At 47.1% G+C, this 25,005-nt stretch carries 23 protein-coding genes; 8 read left to right on the top strand and 15 right to left on the bottom strand.

Going from position 1 to position 25,005, the window contains the following annotated elements; translation table 11 throughout:
- Positions 1-13: 13 nt before the first annotated feature.
- Positions 14-286: an ogr/Delta-like zinc finger family protein gene (locus tag ACWKXX_RS13715; protein ID WP_059385953.1), complete on the bottom strand. Its 273-nt coding sequence runs from the start codon at positions 284-286 to the stop codon at positions 14-16.
- A 1-nt stretch (position 287) separates the two neighbouring features.
- Positions 288-842: a phage polarity suppression protein gene (locus ACWKXX_RS13710; protein ID WP_059385954.1), complete on the bottom strand. Its 555-nt coding sequence runs from the start codon at positions 840-842 to the stop codon at positions 288-290.
- A 919-nt stretch (positions 843-1,761) separates the two neighbouring features.
- Between ACWKXX_RS13710 and ACWKXX_RS13705 the strand changes: the two genes are divergently transcribed.
- Genes ACWKXX_RS13705 through ACWKXX_RS13685 form a run of 5 tightly spaced genes read left to right on the top strand, consistent with a single transcriptional unit; the run spans position 1,762 to position 5,464 of the window.
- Entirely contained in the window at positions 1,762-2,022 is a 261-nt protein-coding gene (locus tag ACWKXX_RS13705; protein ID WP_059385955.1) for a helix-turn-helix transcriptional regulator, read from the top strand.
- Entirely contained in the window at positions 2,019-2,576 is a 558-nt protein-coding gene (locus ACWKXX_RS13700; RefSeq protein WP_059385956.1) for a host cell division inhibitor Icd-like protein, read from the top strand. The genes ACWKXX_RS13705 and ACWKXX_RS13700 overlap by 4 nt, the downstream gene beginning before the upstream one ends.
- The gene (locus tag ACWKXX_RS13695) at positions 2,573-2,794 is read left to right on the top strand and encodes a hypothetical protein (RefSeq protein ID WP_059385957.1); all 222 of its coding nucleotides are present in this window, start codon (positions 2,573-2,575) and stop codon (positions 2,792-2,794) included. Before ACWKXX_RS13700 ends, ACWKXX_RS13695 begins: the two co-directional genes overlap by 4 nt.
- Positions 2,794-3,117, top strand: a complete 324-nt coding sequence (locus tag ACWKXX_RS13690) for a DUF5375 family protein (protein WP_059385958.1) — start codon at positions 2,794-2,796, stop codon at positions 3,115-3,117. Before ACWKXX_RS13695 ends, ACWKXX_RS13690 begins: the two co-directional genes overlap by 1 nt.
- 13 nt (positions 3,118-3,130) lie before the next feature.
- The gene (locus tag ACWKXX_RS13685; protein ID WP_261666471.1) at positions 3,131-5,464 is read left to right on the top strand and encodes a primase-helicase zinc-binding domain-containing protein; all 2,334 of its coding nucleotides are present in this window, start codon (positions 3,131-3,133) and stop codon (positions 5,462-5,464) included.
- Positions 5,465-6,019: 555 nt separating this feature from the next.
- Here ACWKXX_RS13685 and ACWKXX_RS13680 read toward each other — a convergent pair.
- From ACWKXX_RS13680 to ACWKXX_RS13660, 5 genes are all read right to left on the bottom strand, one after another.
- On the bottom strand, positions 6,020-9,250 hold the full coding sequence (locus ACWKXX_RS13680) for a type I restriction endonuclease subunit R (RefSeq protein WP_454540827.1): 3,231 nt from the start codon (positions 9,248-9,250) through the stop codon (positions 6,020-6,022).
- A gap of 14 nt (positions 9,251-9,264) precedes the next feature.
- Positions 9,265-10,485: a restriction endonuclease subunit S gene (locus ACWKXX_RS13675; RefSeq protein WP_261666469.1), complete on the bottom strand. Its 1,221-nt coding sequence runs from the start codon at positions 10,483-10,485 to the stop codon at positions 9,265-9,267.
- Position 10,486: 1 nt separating this feature from the next.
- Positions 10,487-13,078 (bottom strand): type I restriction-modification system subunit M, encoded by a 2,592-nt coding sequence (locus ACWKXX_RS13670; protein WP_261666468.1) that lies wholly within the window; start codon positions 13,076-13,078, stop codon positions 10,487-10,489.
- Between the two features lie 203 nt (positions 13,079-13,281).
- Positions 13,282-14,568, bottom strand: coding sequence for an McrC family protein (locus tag ACWKXX_RS13665; RefSeq protein ID WP_261666467.1), 1,287 nt, complete (start codon positions 14,566-14,568; stop codon positions 13,282-13,284).
- Positions 14,561-16,636 (bottom strand): AAA family ATPase, encoded by a 2,076-nt coding sequence (locus tag ACWKXX_RS13660; protein WP_454540826.1) that lies wholly within the window; start codon positions 16,634-16,636, stop codon positions 14,561-14,563. The genes ACWKXX_RS13665 and ACWKXX_RS13660 overlap by 8 nt, the downstream gene beginning before the upstream one ends.
- A gap of 589 nt (positions 16,637-17,225) precedes the next feature.
- Here ACWKXX_RS13660 and ACWKXX_RS13655 point away from each other — a divergent pair.
- Positions 17,226-17,552 carry a hypothetical protein gene (locus tag ACWKXX_RS13655; protein ID WP_261666465.1) on the top strand — a complete coding sequence of 109 codons (327 nt, stop codon included), beginning with the start codon at positions 17,226-17,228 and terminating at the stop codon, positions 17,550-17,552.
- A 38-nt stretch (positions 17,553-17,590) separates the two neighbouring features.
- Here ACWKXX_RS13655 and ACWKXX_RS13650 read toward each other — a convergent pair whose 3' ends face one another.
- Together ACWKXX_RS13650 and ACWKXX_RS13645 are read right to left on the bottom strand one after the other, a co-directional pair.
- Positions 17,591-18,175 carry a class I SAM-dependent methyltransferase gene (locus tag ACWKXX_RS13650; RefSeq protein ID WP_261666464.1) on the bottom strand — a complete coding sequence of 195 codons (585 nt, stop codon included), beginning with the start codon at positions 18,173-18,175 and terminating at the stop codon, positions 17,591-17,593.
- Positions 18,175-19,188, bottom strand: coding sequence for an HNH endonuclease family protein (locus ACWKXX_RS13645; protein ID WP_261666463.1), 1,014 nt, complete (start codon positions 19,186-19,188; stop codon positions 18,175-18,177). Before ACWKXX_RS13645 ends, ACWKXX_RS13650 begins: the two co-directional genes overlap by 1 nt.
- A gap of 449 nt (positions 19,189-19,637) precedes the next feature.
- Between ACWKXX_RS13645 and ACWKXX_RS13640 the strand changes: the two genes are divergently transcribed.
- Positions 19,638-20,111, top strand: coding sequence for a type I toxin-antitoxin system SymE family toxin (locus tag ACWKXX_RS13640; protein ID WP_261666462.1), 474 nt, complete (start codon positions 19,638-19,640; stop codon positions 20,109-20,111).
- Positions 20,112-20,184: 73 nt separating this feature from the next.
- On the opposite strand, the gene ACWKXX_RS13635 is transcribed toward ACWKXX_RS13640, so the two are convergent.
- From ACWKXX_RS13635 to trpS, 5 genes are all read right to left on the bottom strand, one after another.
- Entirely contained in the window at positions 20,185-20,556 is a 372-nt protein-coding gene (locus tag ACWKXX_RS13635) for a hypothetical protein (RefSeq protein ID WP_261666461.1), read from the bottom strand.
- Positions 20,557-20,671: 115 nt separating this feature from the next.
- A complete protein-coding gene (locus tag ACWKXX_RS13630) occupies positions 20,672-21,151 on the bottom strand; it encodes an Hcp family type VI secretion system effector (RefSeq protein WP_045348372.1) in 480 nt (159 codons plus the stop codon).
- Between the two features lie 2 nt (positions 21,152-21,153).
- The gene (locus tag ACWKXX_RS13625; protein ID WP_047364002.1) at positions 21,154-21,501 is read right to left on the bottom strand and encodes a hypothetical protein; all 348 of its coding nucleotides are present in this window, start codon (positions 21,499-21,501) and stop codon (positions 21,154-21,156) included.
- Entirely contained in the window at positions 21,494-22,177 is a 684-nt protein-coding gene (locus ACWKXX_RS13620) for a hypothetical protein (protein ID WP_261666460.1), read from the bottom strand. Before ACWKXX_RS13620 ends, ACWKXX_RS13625 begins: the two co-directional genes overlap by 8 nt.
- Before the next feature lie 179 nt (positions 22,178-22,356).
- Entirely contained in the window at positions 22,357-23,358 is a 1,002-nt protein-coding gene (gene trpS / locus ACWKXX_RS13615) for a tryptophan--tRNA ligase (RefSeq protein ID WP_261666459.1), read from the bottom strand.
- 199 nt (positions 23,359-23,557) lie between these two features.
- Between trpS and fosA the strand changes: the two genes are divergently transcribed.
- Complete coding sequence (gene fosA, locus ACWKXX_RS13610; RefSeq protein ID WP_261666458.1) at positions 23,558-23,983, top strand: FosA/FosA2 family fosfomycin resistance glutathione transferase; 426 nt, start codon at positions 23,558-23,560, stop codon at positions 23,981-23,983.
- Here fosA and ACWKXX_RS13605 read toward each other — a convergent pair.
- On the bottom strand, positions 23,969-24,976 hold the full coding sequence (locus ACWKXX_RS13605) for a LacI family DNA-binding transcriptional regulator (protein ID WP_045141655.1): 1,008 nt from the start codon (positions 24,974-24,976) through the stop codon (positions 23,969-23,971). The genes fosA and ACWKXX_RS13605 overlap by 15 nt on opposite strands.
- Between the last annotated feature and the right edge of the window lie 29 nt (positions 24,977-25,005).

Below are 25,005 nucleotides of genomic sequence, written 5' to 3'. Positions count from 1 at the left end.
GTTCCTCCTCATTTTATTGTGCATGACGGTCTTTAAGGGTACAGGCTGAACCGTAGCGGCCCAGTGTATGCGGCTGACGTACAAGAGAATCGCTCTGTGATTCAGGCTCAGGCGCCGCTGGTTTATGGGGCTTCATAATTATCGTGTCCACACTTTCCAGGGCAGTAAATGTGCAGGAGCATTCAAGATTCTGGCACTGATACCATGAGCGTTTAACCGATGGAGCTTCATAGGCGCTGGTTCTGGCGTGTGCGACCGTGCCACATTCAGGACACTTCAGGGCCATATCAATACCCTCCTTTTTCATTAAGCCTGTTGAGGCGGGCCAGGAAAACTTTATGTTTTGCCGGAGTGAAAGTGGCTGAAGCATCAGCTCGCATTGATGCATCCACCGTTAATCCGGTTTCGTCGATAACGCTCTTATATGCTGCTGAAATTACAGGAGTACGGATTTCGGTTTGTCGGACTACAGCGGTGCGTAATATTTTCATTGCCGCCTCAAGCCCGTATGGTGCGCAAAGAAAAGGAGCCAGAGCGTCAGTGAGTGCATCACCATGCTCGCTCATGAAGTTTTCAGTTGCGCTTGTAACACAGCTTTCCAGCACAATTTGGTGAGCATAAAGACCATCCCGGGCGGCACAGTTAATTTGCCATTCGAGGAGTGCAAGGCGCTCACGAAGATTTTCAAGCTGGCTGGCATATGCTGCCGGTTTTTCTTCGGTATCCAGAAGAGCCGCCAAACGAAGCTGGCTGGTACTTTGCACATTACGTAGTGTCAGCCAGCTTTTTATCGCCGCGCGGTAATCGTTAAGAGCTTCCTGATTAATGGTTCCGGTAGTCATGTCAGCACCTGGTGGTTTGTCGTGTTGTCAATTGTGCTGTCATGCATACAAAGCTGCTATTGAACGCCATTGTGCGAGCGACTAGACAAAGACTTCTTTTTGGCTAGCCAAGAAAGGTCTCGCTTAGCTGAGTTTGTTTCAGACTTACTTTAACTATTCACTACTATTCACTTAGATAAAATAATAGATAATACAGTAAGTTAAAAAGTGAAGGGGTGGCAAAGCAGTATTCATCGACTGTTCATAACTGTTCACATGGAATAAAATTATTTATAGTATTTTTTCATAATGGATGGCTATTTTATTCCTCATGGGTATTCATTTTTTGCTCCCCACCACTATTCACCCTTATTCAGTAGTATTCAACAGGCACATAAACAGACTGCATCTTTTGGCTGGAAAATAACATTTTTGCCTCTTGCCATGGTGTTGCATTTCATACTGATTTTTATAAAACTAGAGCTGTCCGGTTCTGTATGGATTCATTTTTGATATATTTTAAGATTTAAGGTGGAGTTATTTAACATCAAGTTTTTTATGCAGGCCAAAATTTTATACATTGGATGCGTTTCGTGAATATGTCCGTATGTAGGGACCTGCAATGCAAGGCCCCGTATAGTATTTATGCAGCATTGCTGTATGAACTCCGGAGGCAGCAGCATTACGTGCAATGACTCATGGGGTTAGTAAACCATTAGATGAATGGTAGTTCCTATTAATGCTCCTGTATTTATAGCCCGCAGGCATAGTGTTTATTATGTCATTTTATAAGGTTTGATCGGATTTTAAGTTCCATAAAATCAATACGTGACGCTAAATAAATAATGCGTGCGCAAGCAAGCTATATACACATAATAAGGAACTACCTGAATCCGTATGAATTTATCCGGGCTTTTGTTGAAATTAAGAGGGTAGACAAATGCATAATATTTCTGTTTCTGCGCCAGCTCCGGCTGCGCCATTATTTCCTATTCCGAACCAGCATGAGCGTTTTTTACGCCTGCCTGAGGTGATGCACTTATGCGGGTTGTCTCGCTCGACCATTTACGATCTGATCAGCCGCGATGCGTTTCCGAAGCAGATCCCGCTTGGCGGAAAAAATGTCGCCTGGGCACAGTCTGAGGTCAGCGCATGGATGGCGGACCGTATCAGCGCCCGTGGGCGGGGATGTGATGCATGATGATACCTGAACACATTAAATACCTTTTCTCAGGCTTGCTTACTGTCGCCATTTCTATGTATAGTCTTTCCGCTGTCGCAAAATCGGCAGCCGGAATTGGCGTTCCGCGAAACTCAATGGCGACACCAGACGCGCCAGGCGTCTTTTTTTTCGTCGTAGCTCAGGCACACCCATTTTCCGGGCTGTGGTGTTTATGTGTACACCGTGGTTCTATCGTGATAATGGCAGTCCGGGCGGGGCAGCCTTCGGGCTGGCCGGTATCCATTGAGGCCGGTTACGCCAACCCCGTTCGGGCTGCCACCAGTGAAATTGGCGTTTCCGGTGGTAGCAATAACCGCCACTCAATGGAGGCTGCCATCATGGCTACAATCCTCACCTCGTCACACCCGAAATATGTCTTTGTGTTTGCCGCAATCCGCCGTGCAGACACTCAACCTCGCATTTGTATGCTCCGCACTGTGGCCTGCGATGAGCGTTCCGCACGCCTTTCGTTGGTTCGTGATTATGTGCTCTCCCTTTCTGCACGCCTGCCTGCCAAAGAGGTGACACTATGAACCAGTTTGAGATCTCCTACGACGATATTGTAAGGCTGAAACATTTACGCAATGTGGGTGAATATGTCACTGGCATGGCAGCCCTGCAGGACTGTTATGAACAGCCAGCGGGGGCCCAATGTGAACAACTGGTTTCCCTCATCTATCTGATGACAGAGCAGTTGGATGGTGTGGTGCAGCGCTGCCATGACGACCTGATGAATGCGGAGGTGGCCTGATGCAATCCTGTGAATCTCATCTGGCACTTCGCGCCGCTCTGTATCGACGTGCCGTAGCTTGTGCCTGGCTGACTCTCAGCAGTCAGCGGGAACGTTATTCCGGCCTGACACTCGCTGAACTTGAAGATGCCATCGCCCGCGAGCTGGAAGGGTTCTATCTGCGCCAGCATGGGCAGCAAAGGGGACTGGAAATTGCCTGCGCGTTGCTTTCGGATCTAATGGAGTCGGGGCCGCTTAAGGCCTGTCCGGTTCTCTCACTGCTCGGAGTGACGGTAATGGATGAACTTTGCTCCCGTCACCTCAATAAACCAGCGCTGCATTAAGGAGGGCCGCACAATGTCAGGAATGAAAGTTAGCCAGGCTGAGAAAGCAGCTCGAGGTCACTGGTCAAGTATCTTACCCGCACTGGGCGTAAACGTATTGAAAAATCGTCATCAGCCTTGTCCGGTATGCGCCGGGAAAGACCGCTTTCGATTTGATGACCAGGAAGGACGGGGAACGTGGTTCTGTAACAAGTGCGGGGCAGGTGATGGTTTGGCGCTTGTGAGTAAAGTACTGGATGTAGGCGTTAGTGAAGCGGCAGACAGAATAAACGGCATTACCGGAAATCTGCCACCCGTATCTCAGGAAAGGCTTGAATCCTGTTCTCTTGATAATAAGACCGGGAAACAAACTGCAGCAGCGCTGGCTGCCCGTTTGTTTGAGAAATCTCGTCAGACCACTGGCAATGCCTATCTGACGGGCAAAGGGTTTTCTGCACTGCCTTGCCGGGAATTAACCGCCGTGCATAAAGTCGGTGGTGTGACATTCCGTATGGGAGATCTTATCGTTCCACTGTATGCAGATGGGGATCTGGTAAATTTGCAGTTAATCAAGGCTGATGGCGGCAAATGCTTCCTTAAAGGCGGTCAGGTTAAGAATGCCTTTTACCTTGTTGAAGGTACTGCCAAATCAGCTAAACGGCTCTGGATAGCGGAAGGATATGCCACTGCACTTACTCTCAACCATCTGACTGGCGATGCTGTCATGGTGGCCTTTTCATCCGTCAATTTCCTTTCCCTGGCGAGCGTTGCCTGCAGTCAGTACCCAACGCACCAGATAATTATTGCTGCTGACCGCGATCTCAACGGTGCGGGGCAAACAAGGGGCGTAGCTGCTGCCAAGGCCTGCAATTGCACAATGGCGCTCCCACCTGTGTTTGGTGACTGGAATGATGCATTCACGCAGAATGGCGAAGAAGCCACCCGGCAGGCAATTTATGAGGCCATAAAACCAGCCGTTGCCAGCCCGTTCGACACAATGAGCGAAGCTGAATTTAGCGCGCTGAGCGTCAGTGAAAAAGCGCAGAGGGTAGTGGATCACTATAAAAATGCACTGGCAGTAGACCCGAATGGGCAGCTCCTTTCACGCTATGAGGCGGGGGCCTGGAAAGTTATCTCTTACGCCGATTTTGCCCGTGATGTGGCTGCGCTGTTTCAGCGCCTTGGCGCACCTTTTTCATCCGGGAAAATTGCCTCTATCGTGGAAACCCTCAAACTGATTGTTCCGCAACAGCAGAATCCAGCGCGGCAGCTGATCGGGTTTCGCAACGGTGTGCTCGATACCCGGACAGGATTGTTCAGCCTGCACGATAAGAAGCACTGGTTACGTACGCTGTGCGAGGTGGATTACACGCAGCCTGTAGACGGCGAGGCACTGGAAACTCATGCCCCGGCATTCTGGCGCTGGCTGGATCGCGCTGCAGGTTTCAAACCAGAAAAGCGGGACATTATCCTAGCGGCACTGTTTATGGTGCTGGCTAACCGTTATGACTGGCAGCTGTTTCTGGAGGTCACTGGCCCTGGCGGAAGCGGAAAGAGTATTCTGGCTGAAATAGCATCAATGCTGGCAGGTGAGGATAATGCTACCTCTGCAACCATTGAAATGCTTGAGTCACCACGAGAACGAGCCGCATTAATTGGTTTTTCACTGATTCGACTTCCCGACCAGGAAAAGTGGAGCGGTGACGGGGCCGGCCTAAAAGCCATCACTGGCGGCGATGCGGTATCCGTTGATCCCAAATACCAGAACGCCTATTCAACCCACATTCCTGCAGTTATTCTGGCTGTGAACAATAACCCGATGCGTTTCACTGATCGTAGTGGTGGAGTTTCACGCCGAAGGGTGATCCTGCATTTCCCCGACCAGATAGCCCCGGAGGAACGCGATACCCAGCTCAAAGAGAAAATTGCCAGCGAGCTGGCGGTGATTGTTCGCCAGCTTATGCAACGTTTCAGCGACCCAATGAGTGCTAGGACATTACTTCAGTCGCAGCAGAACTCCGATGAAGCGCTCACCATCAAGCGTGATGCTGATTCAGCGTTTGATTTTTGCGGATACCTTGAAGTCTTACCTGACACCACGGGAATGTTTATGGGGAACGCTAACATTGTCCCACGTCAGCCTCGTACATACCTTTACCATGCCTATCTGGTCTACATGGAAGCCAACGGCTATAAAAATACGCTCAGTCTGACCATGTTTGGCAAGGGGCTGCCGTTAATGCTGAAAGAGTATGGGCTGCAGTACGAGAAGCGGCGGACCAATCAGGGAATGCAGACCAATCTGGCACTCAGAGAGGAAAGCAATGCTGACTGGCTACCTAAGTGCGATGGCCCAGCAACCAATTAACGTATAACTGACCCGGCATACGCCGGGTTTTTTCTTTTCAATGAATGTAGAGTTTACTGTTCACTCTACACCATATTGTTAACTTCTATTTTATTGATATTAAAGTTAATTATGTCGCAGTGAACAGTGTGCACGCTTTTCTAAAGAAAAAGTAATTTTGGGTGTTGAGGACTTTTGGTTTGGATCCGTTGCACGGAACCTAACCGGGGATATTAAAATTGTGCTTTGATTACAAATGGCTAAAAACTCGTCTTTTTTACCGATGGGAAGAAAAAAAGTGGGGGCACAAATGGGGGCATAAATCTGTTTTTATATTGAAAAATATTTATTTAACAATGACTTATGTCTATATTTGAGTCCGGCCTTCGCACCAAAAGATGCAAATTGAAGTCGCTAAGGGCGGCTTTTTTTGTGTCTGAAATCCGGTAGCCGCAAGGCTGTCCTCGCTTTTCCGCTCAACCTGATTCAATCTATACAAACGTATTGAAGAAATACTTATGAAAAATCAACACTCAGCATAAACAGGGCAGTACTTATGCTGAGTGAGGTGATATGTCATGACTTCACATTATCAACAAAATCTCCGCTACTTAATAATTCATCATTTTGTGATAAAATAAACTGTTTTAAAAACTGCTCAATGCGTATATTCAACTTAAATAAAGGCATGCTTACGCCATCTTGTTTTTCAAAATATATTTTTGCTTTTGCCTTATCTACCGATTCTTTTAATGCGTCGAAGCGACCAAAATCGTTTAGATTTTTCGCATTAACACTATTAACCATTAATGCTATGAGCAGTTCTTTATCTAAACCAAGAGCGTTAACAACACCGTTTATTTGCGCATATTCAGCGTTATCTTTGTAGATGTTGATGTAGTCTCTGAAAGTATGGCCTTCAACAAGCTGAGCATCGCCACGCTGCAAGTCGTGCAAGAAGAGTTTGGCGTATTTTTGTTCAATTTGGGTGAGCGTTGCAAACGACTTGTGCAGTTCATTTAATGTGGATTCAATGCTTGCAGGGTCTTGGTGTTTGTTCAGCTCTTTTAAATATTTATCGAATCGGCTATTCATATAGTCGGCATCGATTTTGCCGGTATCTATTTCAGTTAAATAACCACTGATATCAAAAGGTACATCGCCACTACCTGCACCATCGTGCTCACCTTTGGCTGTTAATTCTTTATAGCGCAGGACCAGACTCAGGTAAGTTTGTTCGTCTATAGCTAGCGTTACTTCATGTTCTGTATTATTTTCAGTAAAGGAATAGACTGACTGTTCCCAATTGAAGCCTTGTACTTTAGCCGCTTCCAGGTGCTGGCTAAAGGTATTAAACAACTTGGCAAATTGGGCACAGATTTCTATATCGTCTGGCAGTTTTTCAAAATTCTCAACTCCAGCTATAACAAACAGCTCGGTAATGTCAGCTACTAATTCATTCATGGCTTTTAGATTGCTTTCTAACTTGTCAACAAACAAGCCGATAGGCTTATCGCCGGAATAGAGTTTTACCGCAGCATTAATGTGCTGCTCCATTGTATGCGGGTAGCGGTAATAACGGATGATACCGTGGGGTTTGTCCGGACCAAACAAGCGATTGGTGCGTGAGAACGCTTGAATTATATTTTGGTATTTAATTATCTTGTCTAAATACAAAGTATTAAGCCATTTAGAATCAAAACCAGTAAGCATTTGATCCACTACAATCAATAAATCTAATTGCTTCGAAGGATCGGTATGAATACGTTCGTAGGGTTTTTTATGGGCAAGACGTGCCGCTAAATCCTTTTTAAAAGCGGCATGGCGGGCAAAATCAAAATCGTGACCATAGCGCTTATTGTAGTCATCCATAATTTCATTCAGGCCATCACCTTTAAAGGTTGGGCCACGGTCACCACTGCCGTCGTTATCAATATTAGGATCAAATAAAGCTGATATTTTAATTTCGGGTTTAGCCGCTTTTAAATGTCGGTAATAGTCAATCGCTTCAGCGATACTATTCGTGGCTAAAATCGCATGGAATTTATTATTTTGGCTGAGTATATCCCATTTATCTAAGATATCACTGACCACTTTCTCCTGGTGGGCATTAGTTAAATATTGGCTTTTAGGTATATAGTCTTCAATGCCTTTGTGATATTTGCCAGTGCCATCTTTGTAGCCTGCCATAGGCACATCTTTCATAAAGTGATTAAACTTTTTCTTTTTTTCTGGATCAGCCATCGCATCAGCAACCGATTCAGCCCTGGCTTGTTCTAATGCAACTTCTTTCCTTAGATCACTATCTCTAAAAGTAGGTATTTTGTAAGGATCAAAGCCCAAAACGTTACCATCACGTATACCATCTGCTATGCTATAGCGATGCAACTCGTTACCAAATACATCAGCGGTAGTATTGCTATTGATTTTATTTTCATCATGAATCGGCGTGCCGGTAAAACCAAAAAAGAGTGCCTTAGGGAATGTTTTTTTAATGCTTACCAGCATGCCTAGTTTATTTTCTTTTCCTCCACTCATCGTTGAGCGATGTGCTTCATCAATAATAAATACCAAGCGCTTAGCACGGATTTTTTCTACGTCAGCTGAATTTGTTGCTGTTCCCTCATCATCAGCTTCTTCAAAAATATTACTCATTTTTTGAATGGAGCTAACAATTAACGTATCGGAAGTTGCACTGCTTTTTAATTTGGTAATGAGTACATGAGTATTCTCTGTAGCTTGAACGGTTTCACCATCGCTTGCAAAATTGCGATATTCCGTCAGAGATTGGGTACCCAGCTCAATCCTGTCCATTAAAAAAATCACTTTATCGGCATCTTTCGATTGTGCAATTAACTGCGCCGATTTAAAACTGGTCATGGTTTTTCCCGAACCGGTAGTATGCCACACATACCCCCCGAGACGATCAGGGTTATTAGCGCTACCCAGCTGTTGCCAGTTGGTTTTGGCCACTTTGTCAGATATCGCATTGGCGGCGTAATACTGATAACTGCGCATTACCTTAAGCACGCCGTCGGTATCGTCGGCGACGGTATAAAAACCAATTAACTGGTGTGCCATAGGAATAGAAAGCAAGGTAGACGCGATGTCTTTCCAGTGGTTTATGGGTTCGTTATTAAAATCGGCCCAGCTAAACTGATAGTCGGGGTTAAACTTTCCGTCTAGTCCGGGGTTGGCAAAGTATTTGGTCTCGTTTGGCTCCATGGCCACAAACACCTGGATGAGCGAAAATAGACCGTTAAATAAGCCCTCTTTACTGTACTTTTCAATTTGGTTTACGGCCTGGCTAACCGGAATACCGCTGCGCTTTAGCTCTACATGGATAACTGGCATTCCGTTAATCAGTAGCAGCACATCACCGCGCCTGTCGTTACGTAAAGGGCTCCCGCGTTCAAATTTTGGCTGTTGCACAATTTGGTAACGGCTTTGTCCTGCGGCGATTTCCTGGCGGTCGTATATTTTTAAGCTGACTTCTTTGCCCATATGCAAGGTATCGGATGGGTTATCGCGCTTAATCGCAACGGTTTTACCATTAATTAAACCGTTGAGCTTGAGTGGGGTTTTAAGTTCTTTGATTTGCTCAATAATTTGCTGCATTTCAGTCGCAGTAAGCGGAACATCGTTTAAGCGATCTCGCTGGCGATTATTTTCAAACAAAATGGACGCCCAATTTTGCAGTAATTCGGCTTCGGTTTTATTTTTGAGTATCTCTGGTTCCCAACCTTTGTTGGCGAGTACCTCTATAAAGGCCTGCTCAAATTGCGCTTCGGTTGTAAAGGTGGTCATGATGGCGCTCCCTGTTAGACAAACATTTTGTTTAAGCAAGCCTGCTTGATGTTGTTGAGCTTGGTGATTTGTTTTTGGTGTTGGTTGATTAGAGTATCAAGCTTTTTGAAGTAGACACCTATCTGATATTGCTCTTCTAAACTAGTATTATAAAACTTAAACAGCTTCATATCTGCTTGGAACAGATGTGGGATGCTGCTCCCAGAGACCTTTTCTTTTATTAACTCTTTAAATAGTTTCGTATTCAAAATTTGATAAAAAAAGTTAGAGTCTAGATTATTACTAGGCCTTACAAGCATCATTGTAGAGTTTATAGTAGCCTTGCATTGTAAATTACTTACAACAGCTGGGTTACCCAAAGAACCATCCTTTGAAAAGATTACATCATCGTTTTTCAACATAATCTCCGGCGACTCTATGTAGCGCCATTCAGGAATATGATCGACCGTACTCCAGTTTATATGACCATTTTCTATATGTTTACCAGCAATCATTGCTGGACCATCACTGAGATATTCATTTTGCTTGAGAGATTTCCAACCTAAACGACCTTTAATTCTGGCAACTTCTCCTAATTTTACTTCAAACCATTCATTGCTATACCCTTTAAAGCGGATTTCTGGAATGGTTTCGCCAGGTTTGGGGAACATCTTTTCTAGCATGGCTTTTTTAATGCTGTTGAGCTTGTCATGCTTTTGTTGGTGTTGGTTGATCAGCGCGTCTAGCTTTTGGAAGTAGTTGCCGATGGCAATTTGTTCTTGTCTTTCAGGTGTACTAATCTCGGTGTCAAGGATGTTTTTGTTGTACAGTCGTTGGATAGTGCTGCCTTCTAGCCCACTCCATTTTACTGTAGAATAAAAAACCTTTAAGAAAGAATTGTCTATCTTTCCATCATGTTTTAGCCAAACAATATTTGAGTCCTGGAAGTAGTGATCTTCCCCTTTGTATTCAACAACGCGACCAATACTTCCAGAAGCTGACAGTAGAAGATCTCCCTCAACTGGATATGGGTATTTTTCTTTATATTCATCAAATAGAGCTTTACTAATAAAAGCATCAGGTTGCTTTCCAAAAGTGCCTATTTTAAAGAATGGAACATCACCGGTTATAGTCGTTTGATGCTTAAAAATTCTTTTATTCATGGCGACAGAACCAAGATCACCCAACGTTAGGTTTTCCCACTCCCTGCCAAACCTTTTAAAACGAATCTCAGGCACCTTCTTTACTATACTCATCTTATTCACCCTTCAATAAGTTAGTGAGTTCTTCCAAGCCCTGCATATCAAACTCATTACCTGTGAGTTCACCCATCATTTCCGCTAGTTCTAGCTCGGTGTTTTTTATATCACTGGCCACTTGTGAGTAAGTGATGGCATATTTATCAGCAAGGTTTTGCACTCGGTTGGTTAGTTTGCTAATAATTGCGTTTGGCATGTCAGCCAGCTCCATACCTAATGGCGTAATCCATTTTAGGTGCAGCAGGTTGTTTACTTGTTCATCGGTTAAGGCTTCGATGGTCGTTTTGGTTTTTAGGTGCAGAGCAGTAGCGGCATCTTTGACCGCTTTTTTCAGACTTTTTTCTTCATCGATTAATTTGTTTGCGTGAATGATTTTGGCTTCATAGCTTTCTTCTACAAATTTAACTTTGCTGTCTTTTTGTTCTTTCAGGAAGACTTTGGCGGCCTTGCTTAATTCGGCATTGGCAAAGCCGTCTTTGTTGTCTTTTACAGTATCTTGTTCTTTTTCTTCTTCGGTCAGGGATTCTAAAATTTCTTCCAGCGTGCTGGCGATTTCTGTCAGGCGGGTTTCTTTAGCTGCCAAAGCCTGTAAGTCATCATTTAAGTAAGTTTGTTGCACTAGATCAAAGGGCAATATGTGGCCTTTCCAGCCGTCTTGTACTTCAGTGTCCTGGCCGTTTTTTTTCTTTATAACAATGTTAGGATCAACTTGTTTAGTGGCGGCAAAGCCTTCGGTTTGCATCATTTCTAAATCAGCGCTGATGAGTTGCCATTGGTTGTTCAGACATTGATAAGCCTGGTATTTGTCGATTAAGGCTATGGGCGCTAAACGAGCAAATAACTCGGCACTTAGTACCGCTTCTTGTTGGTTACGCTTTACGCTTTGCCAGTTTTGTATTAATTGGGCGTTTAGCTGGTCATCAAAGCCATTAAAAGCCTGGTTGTAGGCGCTGATAAACTCTAGCACTTGCGGGTGCCCGCTAACGCTGGCGTTGACGTCCTGTTTATCAATGGCTAGCTCACTGTAAGCGGCAGATTTTGGCGTAAATAAATTACTGCGCAATTGTGGGAAGGCTTGCCAAAAGTTGTCTAACTCGGCAATTTCGCTATTGGGAATACCGCCGAGCATCGTGGCGTGTAAATCCCAGCTTTCTGCCGCCGCAGAGGAATCCACGTAGCGCGGTATGTTGAGGTTGTAACCGTTGTCGCGCAGGGTTTGTTTGCTCACCAGTTGCGAAAACTTGTCAATACTTTCTCGGTTAATCACCGCATCAGTAATGCGCTTGATATCACTGGCTTGCAGTTTGTTGTTTTTGCCTTCTTTCATAAAGTGTTTGGAGGCATCGACCACCAATACATCGGTGTTTTGACGTTTTTGCTTGAGTACCAAAATCACTGTGGGAATGCCGGTGCCAAAAAAGATATTGGCCGGTAAACCGATAACGGTATCAATGTGATTCTGCTCAATGAGTTGCTTGCGAATTTCACCTTCTTCACCGCCACGGAACAAGACACCATGAGGCAGCACGATAGCCATAATGCCATCGGGTTTTAGGTGATAGAGGTCGTGCAGTAAAAAAGCAAAATCCGCTTTGGTTTTAGGTGCCAGGCCAAAACGTGAATAGCGCGGATCGCTGTCTTTAAAGCTGGGGTCCCAGTTTTGTGAGTATGGCGGGTTGGACACCACGGCATCGACATGCAAGGCGTAGTATGAGCCTTGAGGATCGCTGTCATCGAAATATGGCCAATCGTCTTCCAGGGTGTCACCATTACGGGTTTTAATGTTGCTGGCTTTAATACCACGCATGATGAGGTTCATACGGGTCAGGTTGTACGTGTTGGCTTTTAACTCTTGTGCGTAATAGGTGATGCAGTCTTTATTTTTCGCGTATTTCTCGAATGCCTCACCGATAGTGATTAGCAATGAACCTGAGCCAGAAGTAGGGTCGTAAATTTTAATGGTATCTTTGTGCTTCAACTCATGTGCGATGATGTTCGACATGAGTACAGAAACTTCATGTGGCGTGTAAAACTCACCAGCTTTTTTCCCGGCATTGGCGGCAAATTTTTCAATCAGGTACTCGTAAATATAGCCCAGTACGTCATACCCTAGATTGCCATTCATGGGGATGCTTTTAATCAGGTGTAGTAAGTCGCTGATAGCTTTGGTACGTTTACCCGCACTTTCACCCAGTTTGCTTAAACCTGTTTCTAAGGTGGTAAAGATACCGTCAAACAGTTTTTTGTAAGTTGGCGAAATCAAGCGGCTAAAGGCCGAAAGCGCATCACGTACGTTAGATTCGTTAAATTCGGACGTTGGATCAATCCATGTAGAAAACAGATTATCGTAGGCAATAAAGTAGCCCAAGTTGCTTTGCACGTATTCAACGGTGTCGGCGTCTTCTTCATTCAGGGCTTTGATGTCTTCGGGTGTCATCCCTTGTCTGCTGACAAACTGCACCAACTGGTCGCTTAGGTACTTGTAGAAGATAAAGCCGAGTATGTAGTCTTTATATTCGTTGGCTTCAATTTTAGACCGCATCTGGTTGGCAGATTCCCAGATTTTTGCAGCAAGCTGTTGTTTATTCACTATAAATCCTGTTAAAAGCAATTCTAATTCGAAAAGGGCTGTTTTAGGGTTTTGATTGTACTTTTGATAAGAGCTTCTTGCTAGCGGTAGGGCCTTAGAGTCAGGGCTAATGAGGGACTACTGTCTCCATTCCTATCAACACAAACACTTTGTCTGAGACAGCGTCGATGTTTTGGACTGGCCCATTCCTAATGGCTTAGTCACTATGTTGTTAACACATCACTTGCCCACATCATCCTCTCACCGCGTTTTGCCATTATCCGGTATGGCACAACCCATAATTTTAAAGTCTCTGAAAAAGCAAAGTGCTGCGGTATCGGTTGGCTAAAGTCATCATGCGCAGGGTAAATCAGGTACATTTCGCCTGTTCCGCCAAGGTATTTTTGGCCGTAAGCAAACATTTGATAGAAGTCGGATTGCGCTAGTCCATAAAGTGATTTTTTTTGGTAGCTGCTATTCACCTGCTTCCATTTTGTATCCATCACCATTTTGGTTTGAATCGGTTGCCGAGATTGAATCACCAAGTCTGGGCGAAGCTTAAAGCAATCTTTAAGTCCATGCTTTACCAAAGAATAAGTTGCTGCTTGAGGAAAAACTTTTAGGTGGGAAGGTAATTCGTAGGGTAGGGTCTGTGCCACAAAGGATTCAAATACCGCTTCCATAGGAAACAAAAGTGATATCGCTTTGGTGTTTCCTTGCAATGCACTTGGGCTCATTCCTCTCAGGATCAACTGCGCCCAAGCCATTGGCTCGCTGTAATGAGTCATACCACGCTCAATGCGTAAGCTGTTTATATCACTTTCAATATCCCGGCTAAGTGGAATCCCGTCAAACGCAAAGCGCAGTTCGTAAAGCCAGCGTTGATTCTCTGATGACAGCTGCAGACTAAGTAACTTATCCAGTGCGGAGTGTAAGAGCCGATTGGCAGCACAATCAGGCATATACTCATCATAATCTACACAAAACTTATGGCGATTTACCGCGTTATGTCGCAGCTGTGCAGAAAGCATCAGCTTGCCCTTCATAAAGGCCAGATTACCGTGCTCGCTCACATAGTCGGAGCGTAAACCTTGTCTAAGCAATTGGCTGACGCTAAGCAAAAACTGACTGATAAAAATCTCAAGCAAAGGCATGCGCTGAGCCTGCAGAGTTGCCTGTTGGGTTTGAATATGTCGAAACCCAGGCAGATGGCTTAGCATCGTCAGCAATGTTTCACGAGCATTAGCTGCTGTGAGGTTTTTACCAACCTTGGGCAGTATCTCAAGCTGGAAACCATGAGGTGTTGAAAGCATCCCCGCGTAGTTTTGCACCTGAAGTAATTTGAAGCCTGAGCGAGAAGTGAGTTTGAGAAACTGGCTCCCTTGAATACTTGCCAGGCTAAGTGCTTCTAAATAATTAAAGATCTGTTGAGGCACCAACTTTGCGCCAACTGAAGCCGCTTTTCCACTCCCCAGCAGGTCATATTCAAAAACAGAGATCACTTCACCCATGGTTTACAGCCTGCTCATCAAGAGCGGTCTGTTGGGGTTGGTAAATAGCACGGTAAGCCGGTGGCCTGTTCCAGATCTCTTGATCGAATGCTTCGAGCTCGTAAGCTGTCGATTGCTGATCATGGTGTCGTAGATCATGGTTGTTACCAAAAAGCGTATCGAGATCGTCTGTTTTCTCAATCACGAATTGCAGGCTGTCGTCTTGTTTCTGGTTGTCTGCCAGCACCAACCTGATCTTGTTCCAGTCGTCGAAAAAGTATTCCTGTAAAAGCGGAATGATCTTTTTCTGGAATGCGATCTTCAATTGTTTAAACGCAGCTTCTTCATCACCAGCATCGAGTGCATTTTTTACTGGCATAAAGAACGCATGCCCCAGCGTATGTTCACGATTGTAAAGTGCTTCGATGCGGCTATTGAGTTTCTCTAACAACGGCTCGAGTTCTATGCCTTTCACCTTGGTTCCACTCAGTAAAGAGAGGTCAGGCATCATTTCGACAAAGTCAAAGCGACGGCGCAAAGCAGTGTCCATAAGAGCTAAAGAACGGTCCGCTGTATTCATTGCTCCGATGATGTCGACATTGGCGGGTACGCTGAAGTGATCACCGCTATAAGACAGCTGCAGGCTCATTGCATTGGACATACCGGCACGCTTGTCTACTTCAATGAGTGAGATCAATTCGCCAAAAATCTTGGAGATATTGCCGCGATTGATTTCGTCGATGAAAATGGCGTAGCGATGGGCTGGATCGGCATTGGCACGCTGGCACAGCCGCATAAAGATACCCGGCTCAATAGGGTAAGAGATATTGCCACTTTCATCGGAGCGAGCGCGGATACCCTCAATAAATTCTTCATAGCCGTAAGATTGGTGGAAGGTAACCACTGCAAAACGCTGGATGGCTTCGGCAGATTTAGGTCCTTGCTTTAACTCGGCGTAAAGAGAAAGCAGCTCATCCACTTGCTCTAACTGGGATTCAACCAGGAACCATTCACTATCGGCAGTTTTGTCGAAGACCGCAGGTTCACGACGACCTTTGTAAGCAACGGTAGTTGATCCCGGAATGGTGAAGGATTGCAACGTCGCCCAGGCAGTTTGCGAAAAGTTGCTACTACAGCCATTCAGCAGCGCTTTGCGTTGGAACCACTCGTGTTCCGTCATTTGGCGAACTTTAGCTCGTTTACCAAGATCGAGCAGCACCAGCGTTATAACCTGCATCCAATTCAACGATTCAAGGCGAGAATCCAGCCAGGCATCACGATCGGTTGCTACAGCATGAGAAGTGTACTCTTTCATTTTTTGCTGCAACTTGAAGGTCTTGCCAGTGCCAGGGGGGCCAAAGAAGATCAAGTTAGTTGGTGAATGTGGAATGCTCTTGTTCTCGATGGGCTCACTGCTGGTTGTGGATGTAGTGCTAGCTACTTTCTCCTGCTTTTGTTCATGATCGCGTTCACGGAGCAATTCATAGAGATGCCAGATGGCCATATTCACGTAATAAGGATCTGTGTTAGGAGATTGGGCGTGTATGGCTTTTTTCAATTCATAGTTTTTCTGTAACCAATTTCCGGTCAGTACCAAACCGAGGTGGAAGTGCTGATTTAGGAATTCTGCTGCTTTATTGAAAGCATTCTCATCCACAGTACTGGTGTAGTTTTCTGGCGAGAACGCGGCAAAGACACGATTTCTTAAACTCCAATACATGCGCTTAAGCTGCCCGGTCTTTTTGGCCTGCTGCAGCGCACTGTCTACGTATTGGTAGGTTGTCTCATCAGGTTGCTGACGAACACGTTCGGTAAGTTCTCTAAGTAATGGGAGGTTTTGCTGATATTCCGCTAAAGATGGAACGCCCTGACGAATACTGGCAATACCGTTATCACGTTCATACCAGAGCCTCTTAACTAAATCATCCGTTTCAGGCTCAGCAAAAGTTGAGGTTTGTTGTAGCAAGGTCGTAAATTCACGGTATCGCTGATCCCATCTGGAAGCTGCATAATTTTTATCTTTCGACAGGGTATCAATCAATTCACCGATCGTCAGCTTTCCTGCTTCGACATTATCTACAAGAGTCATCGTGACTTTTCCTTTGCTGTGACATTGCTTGTCATTTAGGCTACGTGAAGGATTTTAACCAAGTTTTATCTGGTATCAAGTTGTAGCCAGATTTCAGACTTAAGTACCCAGCGTTGTTGGTGTACTGTGAGTTAATCGAATTCTTGTTTGTAGCAATAAAAGACCTTCAGGTTGAAATTAAAAAATTTTTTTGCTCTAACCCATTATTTGGGTCCTAAAGGAGTACAACTAAATTTCTAACGCCATACTACTTTTAGAGATACCTGTCACATAACCATTTAAGCTGAGCGGTTATTGTTGAAGAGCGATAAGCTTTTTTTTGACAAGGACATGAAATGGAAAGGTATCAAAATCGTGGGGGTGATTCAGGGGTAATGAGTTTTGAGATAGGGGATGATTCAATCACGGTACAATTTCGTGATAGCTCTTTGTACTTATACAACTCAATTCGCCCAGGTCAAGTTATGGTTGACCACATGAAAATGCTTGCAAGGTCTGGTCAGGGGCTTAACAGTTACATTAGTCGCACTGTTCGCAAGAATTTTTATCAAAAGCTACGATAATTTATCCCCATCGTATGTCCAGAGCTATGATGCTCTGGACAGTTCAATTTTTCCACTACTACACGCTGACTGACAAGGATATTGAAAACGCCCCGCGTATCACGGACGACTACTATTTCGAGGCGCATCCCGGTGATGGTTATGCCCCTTCAAATAACATCTTCTTTAAAGGGGCCACTGGTGTAGCACCGTTGCGTACGTATCTCGAAACGCTGGGATACACGAAGGAAAAGCGTCGCCTGGGGGAGAAAGAGATCTGGTCAAAACCCGAACAGGTAAAAGGGGATATTTTCTATCTGTACTTTAATGCCGCCACGGGTGAAGTTGAGCTGACTAAAGTGATGAATTACTGAGTTAACCTACTCCCTTTTCGATTAGCACCGCCTGATGATCAAGCGACGGTTTTTTGTAATATCCCATTCAGCCATGTCTCATCCCTGTCCGGGCGGTTATCCTGAGTCGCCCACAGCGAAGCTATTTCCATCCCCGGAACTGCCTTCAGCAACTCCCGCAACCCCTTTTCATCCAGGTCCGTAAACCGTCTTTCACCCTGCACGCGCTCACCGTTGCCATACTTAAAGGACACATACCAGACACCGCCAGGTTTAAGCGCATCCGCAAGCTTCTGCATCACTGCGGGCAACTCAAAAGAGGGGACATGCAACAAAGAGGCACAGCACCAGATCCCATCGTACTGCGCTTTACCGTCGTTCTCTGAAAATGTCATCAGCTGCACGGGTAGCCCGGTATGTTGCTTTGCCAGTTCCACCATGGCGGAAGAGGCATCAAACGCATCCACCAGATAACCCATCTCATGAAAGGCTTTTGCGTCCCGACCAGAACCGCAGCCCGCATCCAGAACCCGGGCACCGTGAGGCAGATGTTGGGTGAAGGCCTCGTAGAGCGAGGTCATATCGACATTGACTGTGCCATCGAAGAAATCCTTCGCGTGGTTTTGATAGTAGTGAAGTGTCATTAAAACGTTGCCACGCCTTCCGCGTTGGGTTTCCAGGTATGGATAAGTTTATCCAGCGCGGCCTGCCAGTTACGCTGAAGGAAGCTTTTCCGTGCTTGAGGACGCTGCCCTGTCTGTTGAACAATCGTCTCATGTAACGGCAGTTTGCTCTGAATAAAATACTCATTGCGGGTGTGTAACCGCTGCAGGAGCCTGAGGTCGGGAATGCGTGCCGACTTTCCTTCGACGCCACGGTTACAGCACCGACAGGCCAGCACTAAGTTCCATACGCCGTTAATATTGCTCACTTCATGGCGGGCAGCCCAGGGAATAAAGTGATCGACGTCCGCCAGTTCTGCGTCTCCCGTTACCAGACTGATGGGTTTGAAGCAGTAAAAGCATCGTCCTTTCTGGTAACCATTCAGGCTGTCGCGACAGCTGGTGATGTCTACGCGACGCGCGTTCACCCTCGTGAACAGCAGCTGATTATCTTCGTCGAACTCCACGCCCACAAGATTACGTGAAATCCCCATCGACCAGGCCTGCTCTACCAGGTTCCAGCGGGCATTAGTTTCAAAGGCGAGGTTTTTATACTGTAGGCGTTCGCCCAGTAAATAGAAGTTATCCGTCAGGCGGATCCCGTTGTTGGTTTTGCGCTCATCAAGGAAAAAACGTTTATCGATCTCGCCCTGGTTCACGTAATGAAAGGCATCAATCACGTTGTTAAAGCCAAGGCGCACCGTCGCTTCAATGAGTTGGGCATGGGTGATTTCACCTCTGTTGAACTTCAGGCAGGTTTCCAGAAATTGGCTGCTGCGCGAGGTGATCTGTTTTGGCGCGTGCTTCAGGTGCTCGCAAAGATAGCGGCTGAACGGCACGGCAAGCTGGTCGAGCGTTATCAAATCGCTGCCCGTCTTATCCACTTCATACAATGCCGACGCCAGCGCAAATTTGTAAGATGCGACGTTCCTTCCAAAGAGGATCACACCACGCCAGTAGTTCTCAAGCGTTGGATCGGCCTGATAAAATTCCATCGATCAAGTCCTGTTACGGTTGGCTGGGCAGGGCGTTACTAAAGCCTGTAACAGGATCACATAACAAAATCAGGGTGATGTAAATCGTTAATCTATAGGTTTGATGAATTTTTGAGAGATAGGTGAGAAAGGTGTGGAGGCAACCGATGCGGCATTTGCGCCAGGTTTGCGAACGAACAGATATCTGGAAGAGGTGAGTTGAACAGCTTTCCAGCCGAAGCGTTGTCATTTCTCGAATTAAAACCCTATTTCCTGCATCCCCCTCGCAAATTCCAAATTTACCCCACGCCAAACCGCTGTATTTATATTCAGCCCTGTATAATAGGCACCAGAAATTACGCCGAACGGCAAAGGAAGTATCAAAGAATATTTAAAGAGAGAATTCGCGATATGAAGGTGCTGCAACACCCCCATACCGCTAACCACAACCAACTATCGAGGAGTTGAAAATGGCTGCGACGAATTTTAAGCCAGAGTTTACTGTTTGCAAAACAGAATCAGATGCTTTTACCGGCATGATTGAAAACCGCGAGCTGGTACGCAAAAACAGCGCCCGCCGTCTGCACGGTAACCCGCCCAACGCGGCCCCCGTCCATCCCCGAGCGGAAACGCCGCAGGACAGTGCCGCCTGCTGCGAACTGTATGCACGCATAGACATGAAATACCTTCTCCTCGGCGGGGACTGGTTAACCCGTGCAGGCTTTATCAACGGCATGCCCGTGAAAATCCGCGCCATGAAAGATTGCATTGTGATTACGCCGCAGCATACAAGAGAATTATGGGGATGCCTGGAAGGTATGAGCATGGTGAATATAAATAAAAAGAAAGTGGCGCAGTGGTTGAAGACGTTTCCGGGAGCGTTGAATGATACCGGCGATATACCGGTTGTTAAGCGTGGAACAGGGCAGGCGATGTCTGAGTAACCTGCTTCCCATCTAATGTAACCCTTGAAGCAATAAAACGGGCATGTCATCCCATGCCCGTTGAAAGTAAAAATCAATCGTGCTTAACCTGCTCTTTCACCGCGTTAACCAGCGCAGCGTGAAGTTTGCCGACGGTTAAATCACATATAACAGGTTCGGGTATGCCACGTATCCAGCGGATAAACCGACAGATGCCAAAAAAGTCTATGCCTTCACCCGTAAACAGATATTCATTCTCTGCGAGAGAGAACGTTTTCCTGTAGCCATCTTCTTCCGTGGCAAGTTTAACGCCAAACGCTTCTTCGCAGTCTTCCAGTAGGTCTTCGCCGTCGATACCGCAAATATGCAAATCGGCCTCAATCAACGTATTGCTATCGATAGGTTTACGATGCTCACCTGAGGAGTTTCGAACAACCTCAATGACTTGAGAGAGTGTGGGTTCCATAATGATGCTCTCCTTTAAGGCGGTAGAAATAATCGCCAGCGCTTCCCGGCGGCGCTCCGCTTGGTCGGACCGACAAGCACAACGTTACCTCGGCCCGAGAAATGTTAAAGTCGGTTCAGGCTATCGCCATATGATTCCAGGCATCTCTGTAAACGATATTCCCGTCACAGTGTTTCCAGGTGATTGCCTCATATCTTAGCTCGATCGTCTCTGTATGCGTTCCTGTTCCAGAACCCGGGAACAGATTTGGCGTGATACCCGTGATTTTTACATTCTCCAGGATAATGTTGAAATATTCTCTCTCGATTCCTGCATCATCAATTTGGTACATTTTTATCGTAGCCGATTTCAGTGTTTGGTTTTCACACAGTGCCCTGATGAGAACCGGTGTCGTTTTATCAAACTCTTTCTGAACGGCAATCGGTGTATGTACGCGGGTACCTGTTAGTCGGCCTGTATTTTCACTCACAGGAATGGTGAGGTGATGAGCGACTGCCTTTAATTCAATAGCACCAAACCGGCCGGACACCATGGAACCTCCTACGACGGGTGAGCCATTAGCATCGGTTAACCAAAGATACGCTGGATTTGACATGATTATTCCTCATCTATTTTTACAAAAGAAGGTAGGTGCAACATCGCCACGACCCATATAAACAAGCCAATAATTTTCAGCGGCCATGGTTCAAGGACAGCTATACAAGCAAATGCACCGATGATCAGTAAGGGGCCTGATAACACATCCAGGATCCCACCAAAAATATGTATCTTGCCTGGTAGTAATTTATTCATTACTAATGAAATAATGTAGGCGCTTAGGGTAATGATGCAAAAGGCGATTGTTTTATCATGCCAGTTGTCAAATTCTACCCAGCTAAGGATATATAATAAGACTAAATATGAACAAAGAAGTAGGTTTATAATAGGAATAATGAATTTACTCATACGAGCCTACCGTACGTTTGGCATTAAGTTTTTCATTAAGTTTGTTTATGATCTGATTAAAGACAGGTTTTCCTTCTGAGTAACATGCATGGATAGCATCTACGAAAGGTTGGACGGCATCAGCAAAGAGAAAGTAGAGTAGGTCGTAGTCTCGGGGTCTGAGAAGTTCGTATATCTCCGGTGCTTCTGCTTTAAGCCTGGCAGATGTTCTGATTGAGCGTTCTGCCATTCCTCCAAACAAAAGGAGTGTACTCAGTCCTGTTATTGGATTTAATTTGCCTTTGAAAACCACAAATGTAAAAGACGTTCTTTCAATAACACGTTTCGCAATGGTGGCTGCTATAATATTTGTTGATACTCTACCCAGTATTGAAGAAGCTGCTGGTCTATAGACCTTATCTTGCTCAGCCTCGGTTAAATATCTGTTGAATAGTTTAAATATTTGCTTAGCTGCATTGATGATATTATCGTAATTCAAAATGTCTTTTATGATTGCGGCAGCTATTCTAATTCTTTCCGTTTCGCGTTCATACCTTGTTTCCGTGTCAAAGATACCATAGATCAGATATCCATAATCTAGCGGAACGGATAAGCCTCCATTTATAAATGCTGTGACTGTATCTGGAGAATCGATTATGTTGAATAATCTCAAGGATATATTATCTACATCTGCCATGTTAATCCTTTAAGCGTGTCATAAAAGATTTATCAATGTAATATTAAAGTAATTAAAGCAATTTAAATTATCTAAAAGGAAAATTAAGTATTTTTATAACAAACGATATTTTAAATCGAGAGGCAAAGCGGCTACGTGTCAATCACACTCCACCGCCCAACCTCAATCAACTCACCTAATCAAAACACCGGCACCCCCAACCCAACCTTCACCTCCCTCAACGTCTCCTGCGTCACCCCCTGCGCCCATTCGGTCCCGCGCTTCAGCATCGCCATCAGCTCCCCTTTATCCTGCATGTACATCGCCCTCCGCTCCCGCATTGGCGCAATCAGTTCCTGCAAACACGCCTCCAGCTCGTTCTTACACACCCTGTCGCCCAGCCCGCCCGTCTGATAATGCGCCTTCATCGCCGCCACTTTCTCCTTGTCCGGATGAAACGCGTCGAGGTACGTAAACACCACATTCCCCTCAATCTGCCCCGGGTCGCTCACCTTCAGATGGTTCGGGTCGGTGTACATGGCGCTGACCGCACGGTGAATGGTCTCTTCGCTGGCCGAAAGGTGCAGCGTGTTGCCCAGCGATTTCGACATCTTGGCACCGCCGTCGATGCCGGGCAGGCGGCTGGTGTCGCTCAGCATCGCCTTGCAGTGGCGCAGCACCGGGGCGGGCAGCAGGCTGTTCATCTTGTGCACAATCTCGTTGGTCTGCTCAATCATCGGCAGCTGGTCGTCGCCGACGGGCACGCACTCGGCCTTGAACGCGGTGATGTCCGCCGCCTGGCTGATGGGGTAGGCCATAAACCCGACCGGCAGCGAGCGGGCGAAGCCTTTCTGCACAATCTCGTTTTTCACCGTCGGGTTACGCTCCACGCGGGCGACGGTGACGATGTTCATATACAGCATCGTCAGCTCTGCAAGGGCGGGCAGGGCGGATTGCAGGCAGATCGTGGTCTGGTTCGGGTCAATGCCCGCGGCGAGGTAGTCGGCCAGCACTTCGGGGATGTTGTCGCGAATTTTTTGCGGGTTGCTGCCGTTGTCGGTTAGCCCCTGAAGGTCAGCAATCAGCACAAACTGGTTGTGCGTCTGCTGAAGCGCCACGCGCTGGCGCAGCGATCCGACGAAATGACCGAGGTGCAGCGGGCCGGTTGGGCGATCGCCGGTGAGAATAGTTGGTGCGTTCATAAAGACTCCTTAACGTTGTAATGCCGAAAGGGGTCTAAGATGTGAGAAAGCCGCCTTTCGGCGGCTATCTGAAAATGAGGAAAACAACTCCGTGCCGCCTTTAAGAAGGCAGCCACCAGCGGTTTACGGTGAGGACGGCGTGGTTTATGTTCATCTCTTTACCGTACCATGTCCGGCGCGAAAAACAAAAGGGCACGTCATGCTGCAATCACTCAACCACCTGACCCTCGCGGTCAGCGACCTGCAAAAAAGCATCAACTTCTGGCACGAGCTGCTGGGGCTGACGCTGCACGCCCGCTGGAATACCGGGGCCTATCTCACCTGCGGCGATCTGTGGGTCTGCCTGTCGTACGACGAGGCGCGCCAGTACGTGCCGCCGCAGGAGAGCGACTACACCCACTACGCGTTTACCGTGGCGGAAGAAGATTTTGAACCGTTCTCGCAAAGGCTCAAGCAGGCGGGCGTCACCGTCTGGAAGCAGAACAAAAGCGAGGGGGCATCGTTCTATTTTCTCGACCCGGACGGGCACAAGCTGGAGCTGCACGTCGGCAGCCTCGCCGCGCGGCTGGCGGCGTGTCGCGAGAAGCCCTACGCGGGCATGGTGTTTACCTCAGACGAGGCTTGAGGCGCGCACCTTCAGCCTGCCCGCCAGCGTCACGTGCGTGGCGGCATCTTCCTGATTGCACAGGTACTCCACCGCCAGCCGTCCCAGCTCGCTGTAAGGCAACTGGATGCTGGTCAGCGGCGGGGTGAGCTGCTCGGAAATCTTCTGGTCGTCGTAGCCCGCCAGCAGCATGTCCTGCGGGATGCGCACGCCGTTCACCGCCAGCGCCTGATAGCAGCCAATCGCCAGCCAGTCGCTGGCGCAGAAGATGGCGTCCGGGCGCTCGGCCAGTTCCAGCAGCGAAGCTGTCGCGGTAAAGGACTCGCTGAACTGCCAGTTGGTCTGGCGCACCAGGCCGTCGTCGCACGCGAGTCCGGCCTGCTGTAATGCTGCCTGGTAGCCCGCCAGACGCTGGCGCGAGGCCTCCATCCAGCTCTCGCCGGTGATGTGGGCGATGCGCGTGGCGCCGCAGGCGATGAGGTGTCTGGTAACCTGGAAAGCGTTGGCGTAGTCGTCCGGAATAAACGACGGCAGCAGCGGCGAGCCGGGGTCGCGCTGGTTGAGCAGCACCAGCGGGATGCGGGTGCAGTCCTGGAATGCCGTCATATCGACGACGTTCGTGACCGGAGAGGCAAGGATAATCCCGATGCAGTTGCGCTTGTCCAGCTGGCGGATGATGTTCAGGGCCAGCTCCACGTCGTCGCCGTAGTCGTAGACGGTGAGCAGGGTCTCGTTGCGCCACGCCGCTTCCCGCGCCTGGCTGATGGCGTCGATAAACGGGTCGAAGCTCTGCATGGAGCTGACCAGCAGGGCGATCTCCTCCTGGTTGCGCGGGGCGTGAACGGCGGGGAGGCGGTCGTAGCCGAGCTCGGTGGCGACGCCAATCACCCGCTGGCGGGTGTCGTCGCTGAGCTTGATGTTGCGGGACTGGTTGAGCACCAGCGATACCGTCGCCTGCGACACCCCCGCCGCCCGCGCAATATCGTTCATCGTCACTTTTGTTTTTCGCTTCATCCGTCCTCTCCCTTTCGCGATTTCGCATC

Source organism: Enterobacter sp. UPMP2061, from assembly GCF_053709615.1.
The sequence above is the reverse complement of the archived record's forward strand: the minus strand, read 5'-3'. Positions and strand labels throughout refer to the sequence as shown.

Coding starts and splice junctions, on each gene's coding strand:
- fosA (WP_261666458.1), top strand. CDS start 23,558: ATGCTGCAATCACTCAACCACCTGACCCTCGCGGTCAGCGACCTGCAA.
- ACWKXX_RS13640 (WP_261666462.1), top strand. CDS start 19,638: ATGGCTGCGACGAATTTTAAGCCAGAGTTTACTGTTTGCAAAACAGAA.
- ACWKXX_RS13605 (WP_045141655.1), bottom strand. CDS start 24,976: ATGAAGCGAAAAACAAAAGTGACGATGAACGATATTGCGCGGGCGGCG.
- ACWKXX_RS13675 (WP_261666469.1), bottom strand. CDS start 10,485: ATGAGTATAGTAAAGAAGGTGCCTGAGATTCGTTTTAAAAGGTTTGGC.
- trpS (WP_261666459.1), bottom strand. CDS start 23,358: ATGAACGCACCAACTATTCTCACCGGCGATCGCCCAACCGGCCCGCTG.
- ACWKXX_RS13620 (WP_261666460.1), bottom strand. CDS start 22,177: ATGGCAGATGTAGATAATATATCCTTGAGATTATTCAACATAATCGAT.
- ACWKXX_RS13625 (WP_047364002.1), bottom strand. CDS start 21,501: ATGAGTAAATTCATTATTCCTATTATAAACCTACTTCTTTGTTCATAT.
- ACWKXX_RS13645 (WP_261666463.1), bottom strand. CDS start 19,188: ATGGAATTTTATCAGGCCGATCCAACGCTTGAGAACTACTGGCGTGGT.
- ACWKXX_RS13715 (WP_059385953.1), bottom strand. CDS start 286: ATGGCCCTGAAGTGTCCTGAATGTGGCACGGTCGCACACGCCAGAACC.
- ACWKXX_RS13650 (WP_261666464.1), bottom strand. CDS start 18,175: ATGACACTTCACTACTATCAAAACCACGCGAAGGATTTCTTCGATGGC.
- ACWKXX_RS13705 (WP_059385955.1), top strand. CDS start 1,762: ATGCATAATATTTCTGTTTCTGCGCCAGCTCCGGCTGCGCCATTATTT.
- ACWKXX_RS13695 (WP_059385957.1), top strand. CDS start 2,573: ATGAACCAGTTTGAGATCTCCTACGACGATATTGTAAGGCTGAAACAT.
- ACWKXX_RS13685 (WP_261666471.1), top strand. CDS start 3,131: ATGTCAGGAATGAAAGTTAGCCAGGCTGAGAAAGCAGCTCGAGGTCAC.
- ACWKXX_RS13635 (WP_261666461.1), bottom strand. CDS start 20,556: ATGGAACCCACACTCTCTCAAGTCATTGAGGTTGTTCGAAACTCCTCA.
- ACWKXX_RS13660 (WP_454540826.1), bottom strand. CDS start 16,636: ATGACTCTTGTAGATAATGTCGAAGCAGGAAAGCTGACGATCGGTGAA.
- ACWKXX_RS13700 (WP_059385956.1), top strand. CDS start 2,019: ATGATGATACCTGAACACATTAAATACCTTTTCTCAGGCTTGCTTACT.
- ACWKXX_RS13680 (WP_454540827.1), bottom strand. CDS start 9,250: ATGACCACCTTTACAACCGAAGCGCAATTTGAGCAGGCCTTTATAGAG.
- ACWKXX_RS13690 (WP_059385958.1), top strand. CDS start 2,794: ATGCAATCCTGTGAATCTCATCTGGCACTTCGCGCCGCTCTGTATCGA.
- ACWKXX_RS13710 (WP_059385954.1), bottom strand. CDS start 842: ATGACTACCGGAACCATTAATCAGGAAGCTCTTAACGATTACCGCGCG.
- ACWKXX_RS13665 (WP_261666467.1), bottom strand. CDS start 14,568: ATGGGTGAAGTGATCTCTGTTTTTGAATATGACCTGCTGGGGAGTGGA.
- ACWKXX_RS13655 (WP_261666465.1), top strand. CDS start 17,226: ATGATGCTCTGGACAGTTCAATTTTTCCACTACTACACGCTGACTGAC.
- ACWKXX_RS13630 (WP_045348372.1), bottom strand. CDS start 21,151: ATGTCAAATCCAGCGTATCTTTGGTTAACCGATGCTAATGGCTCACCC.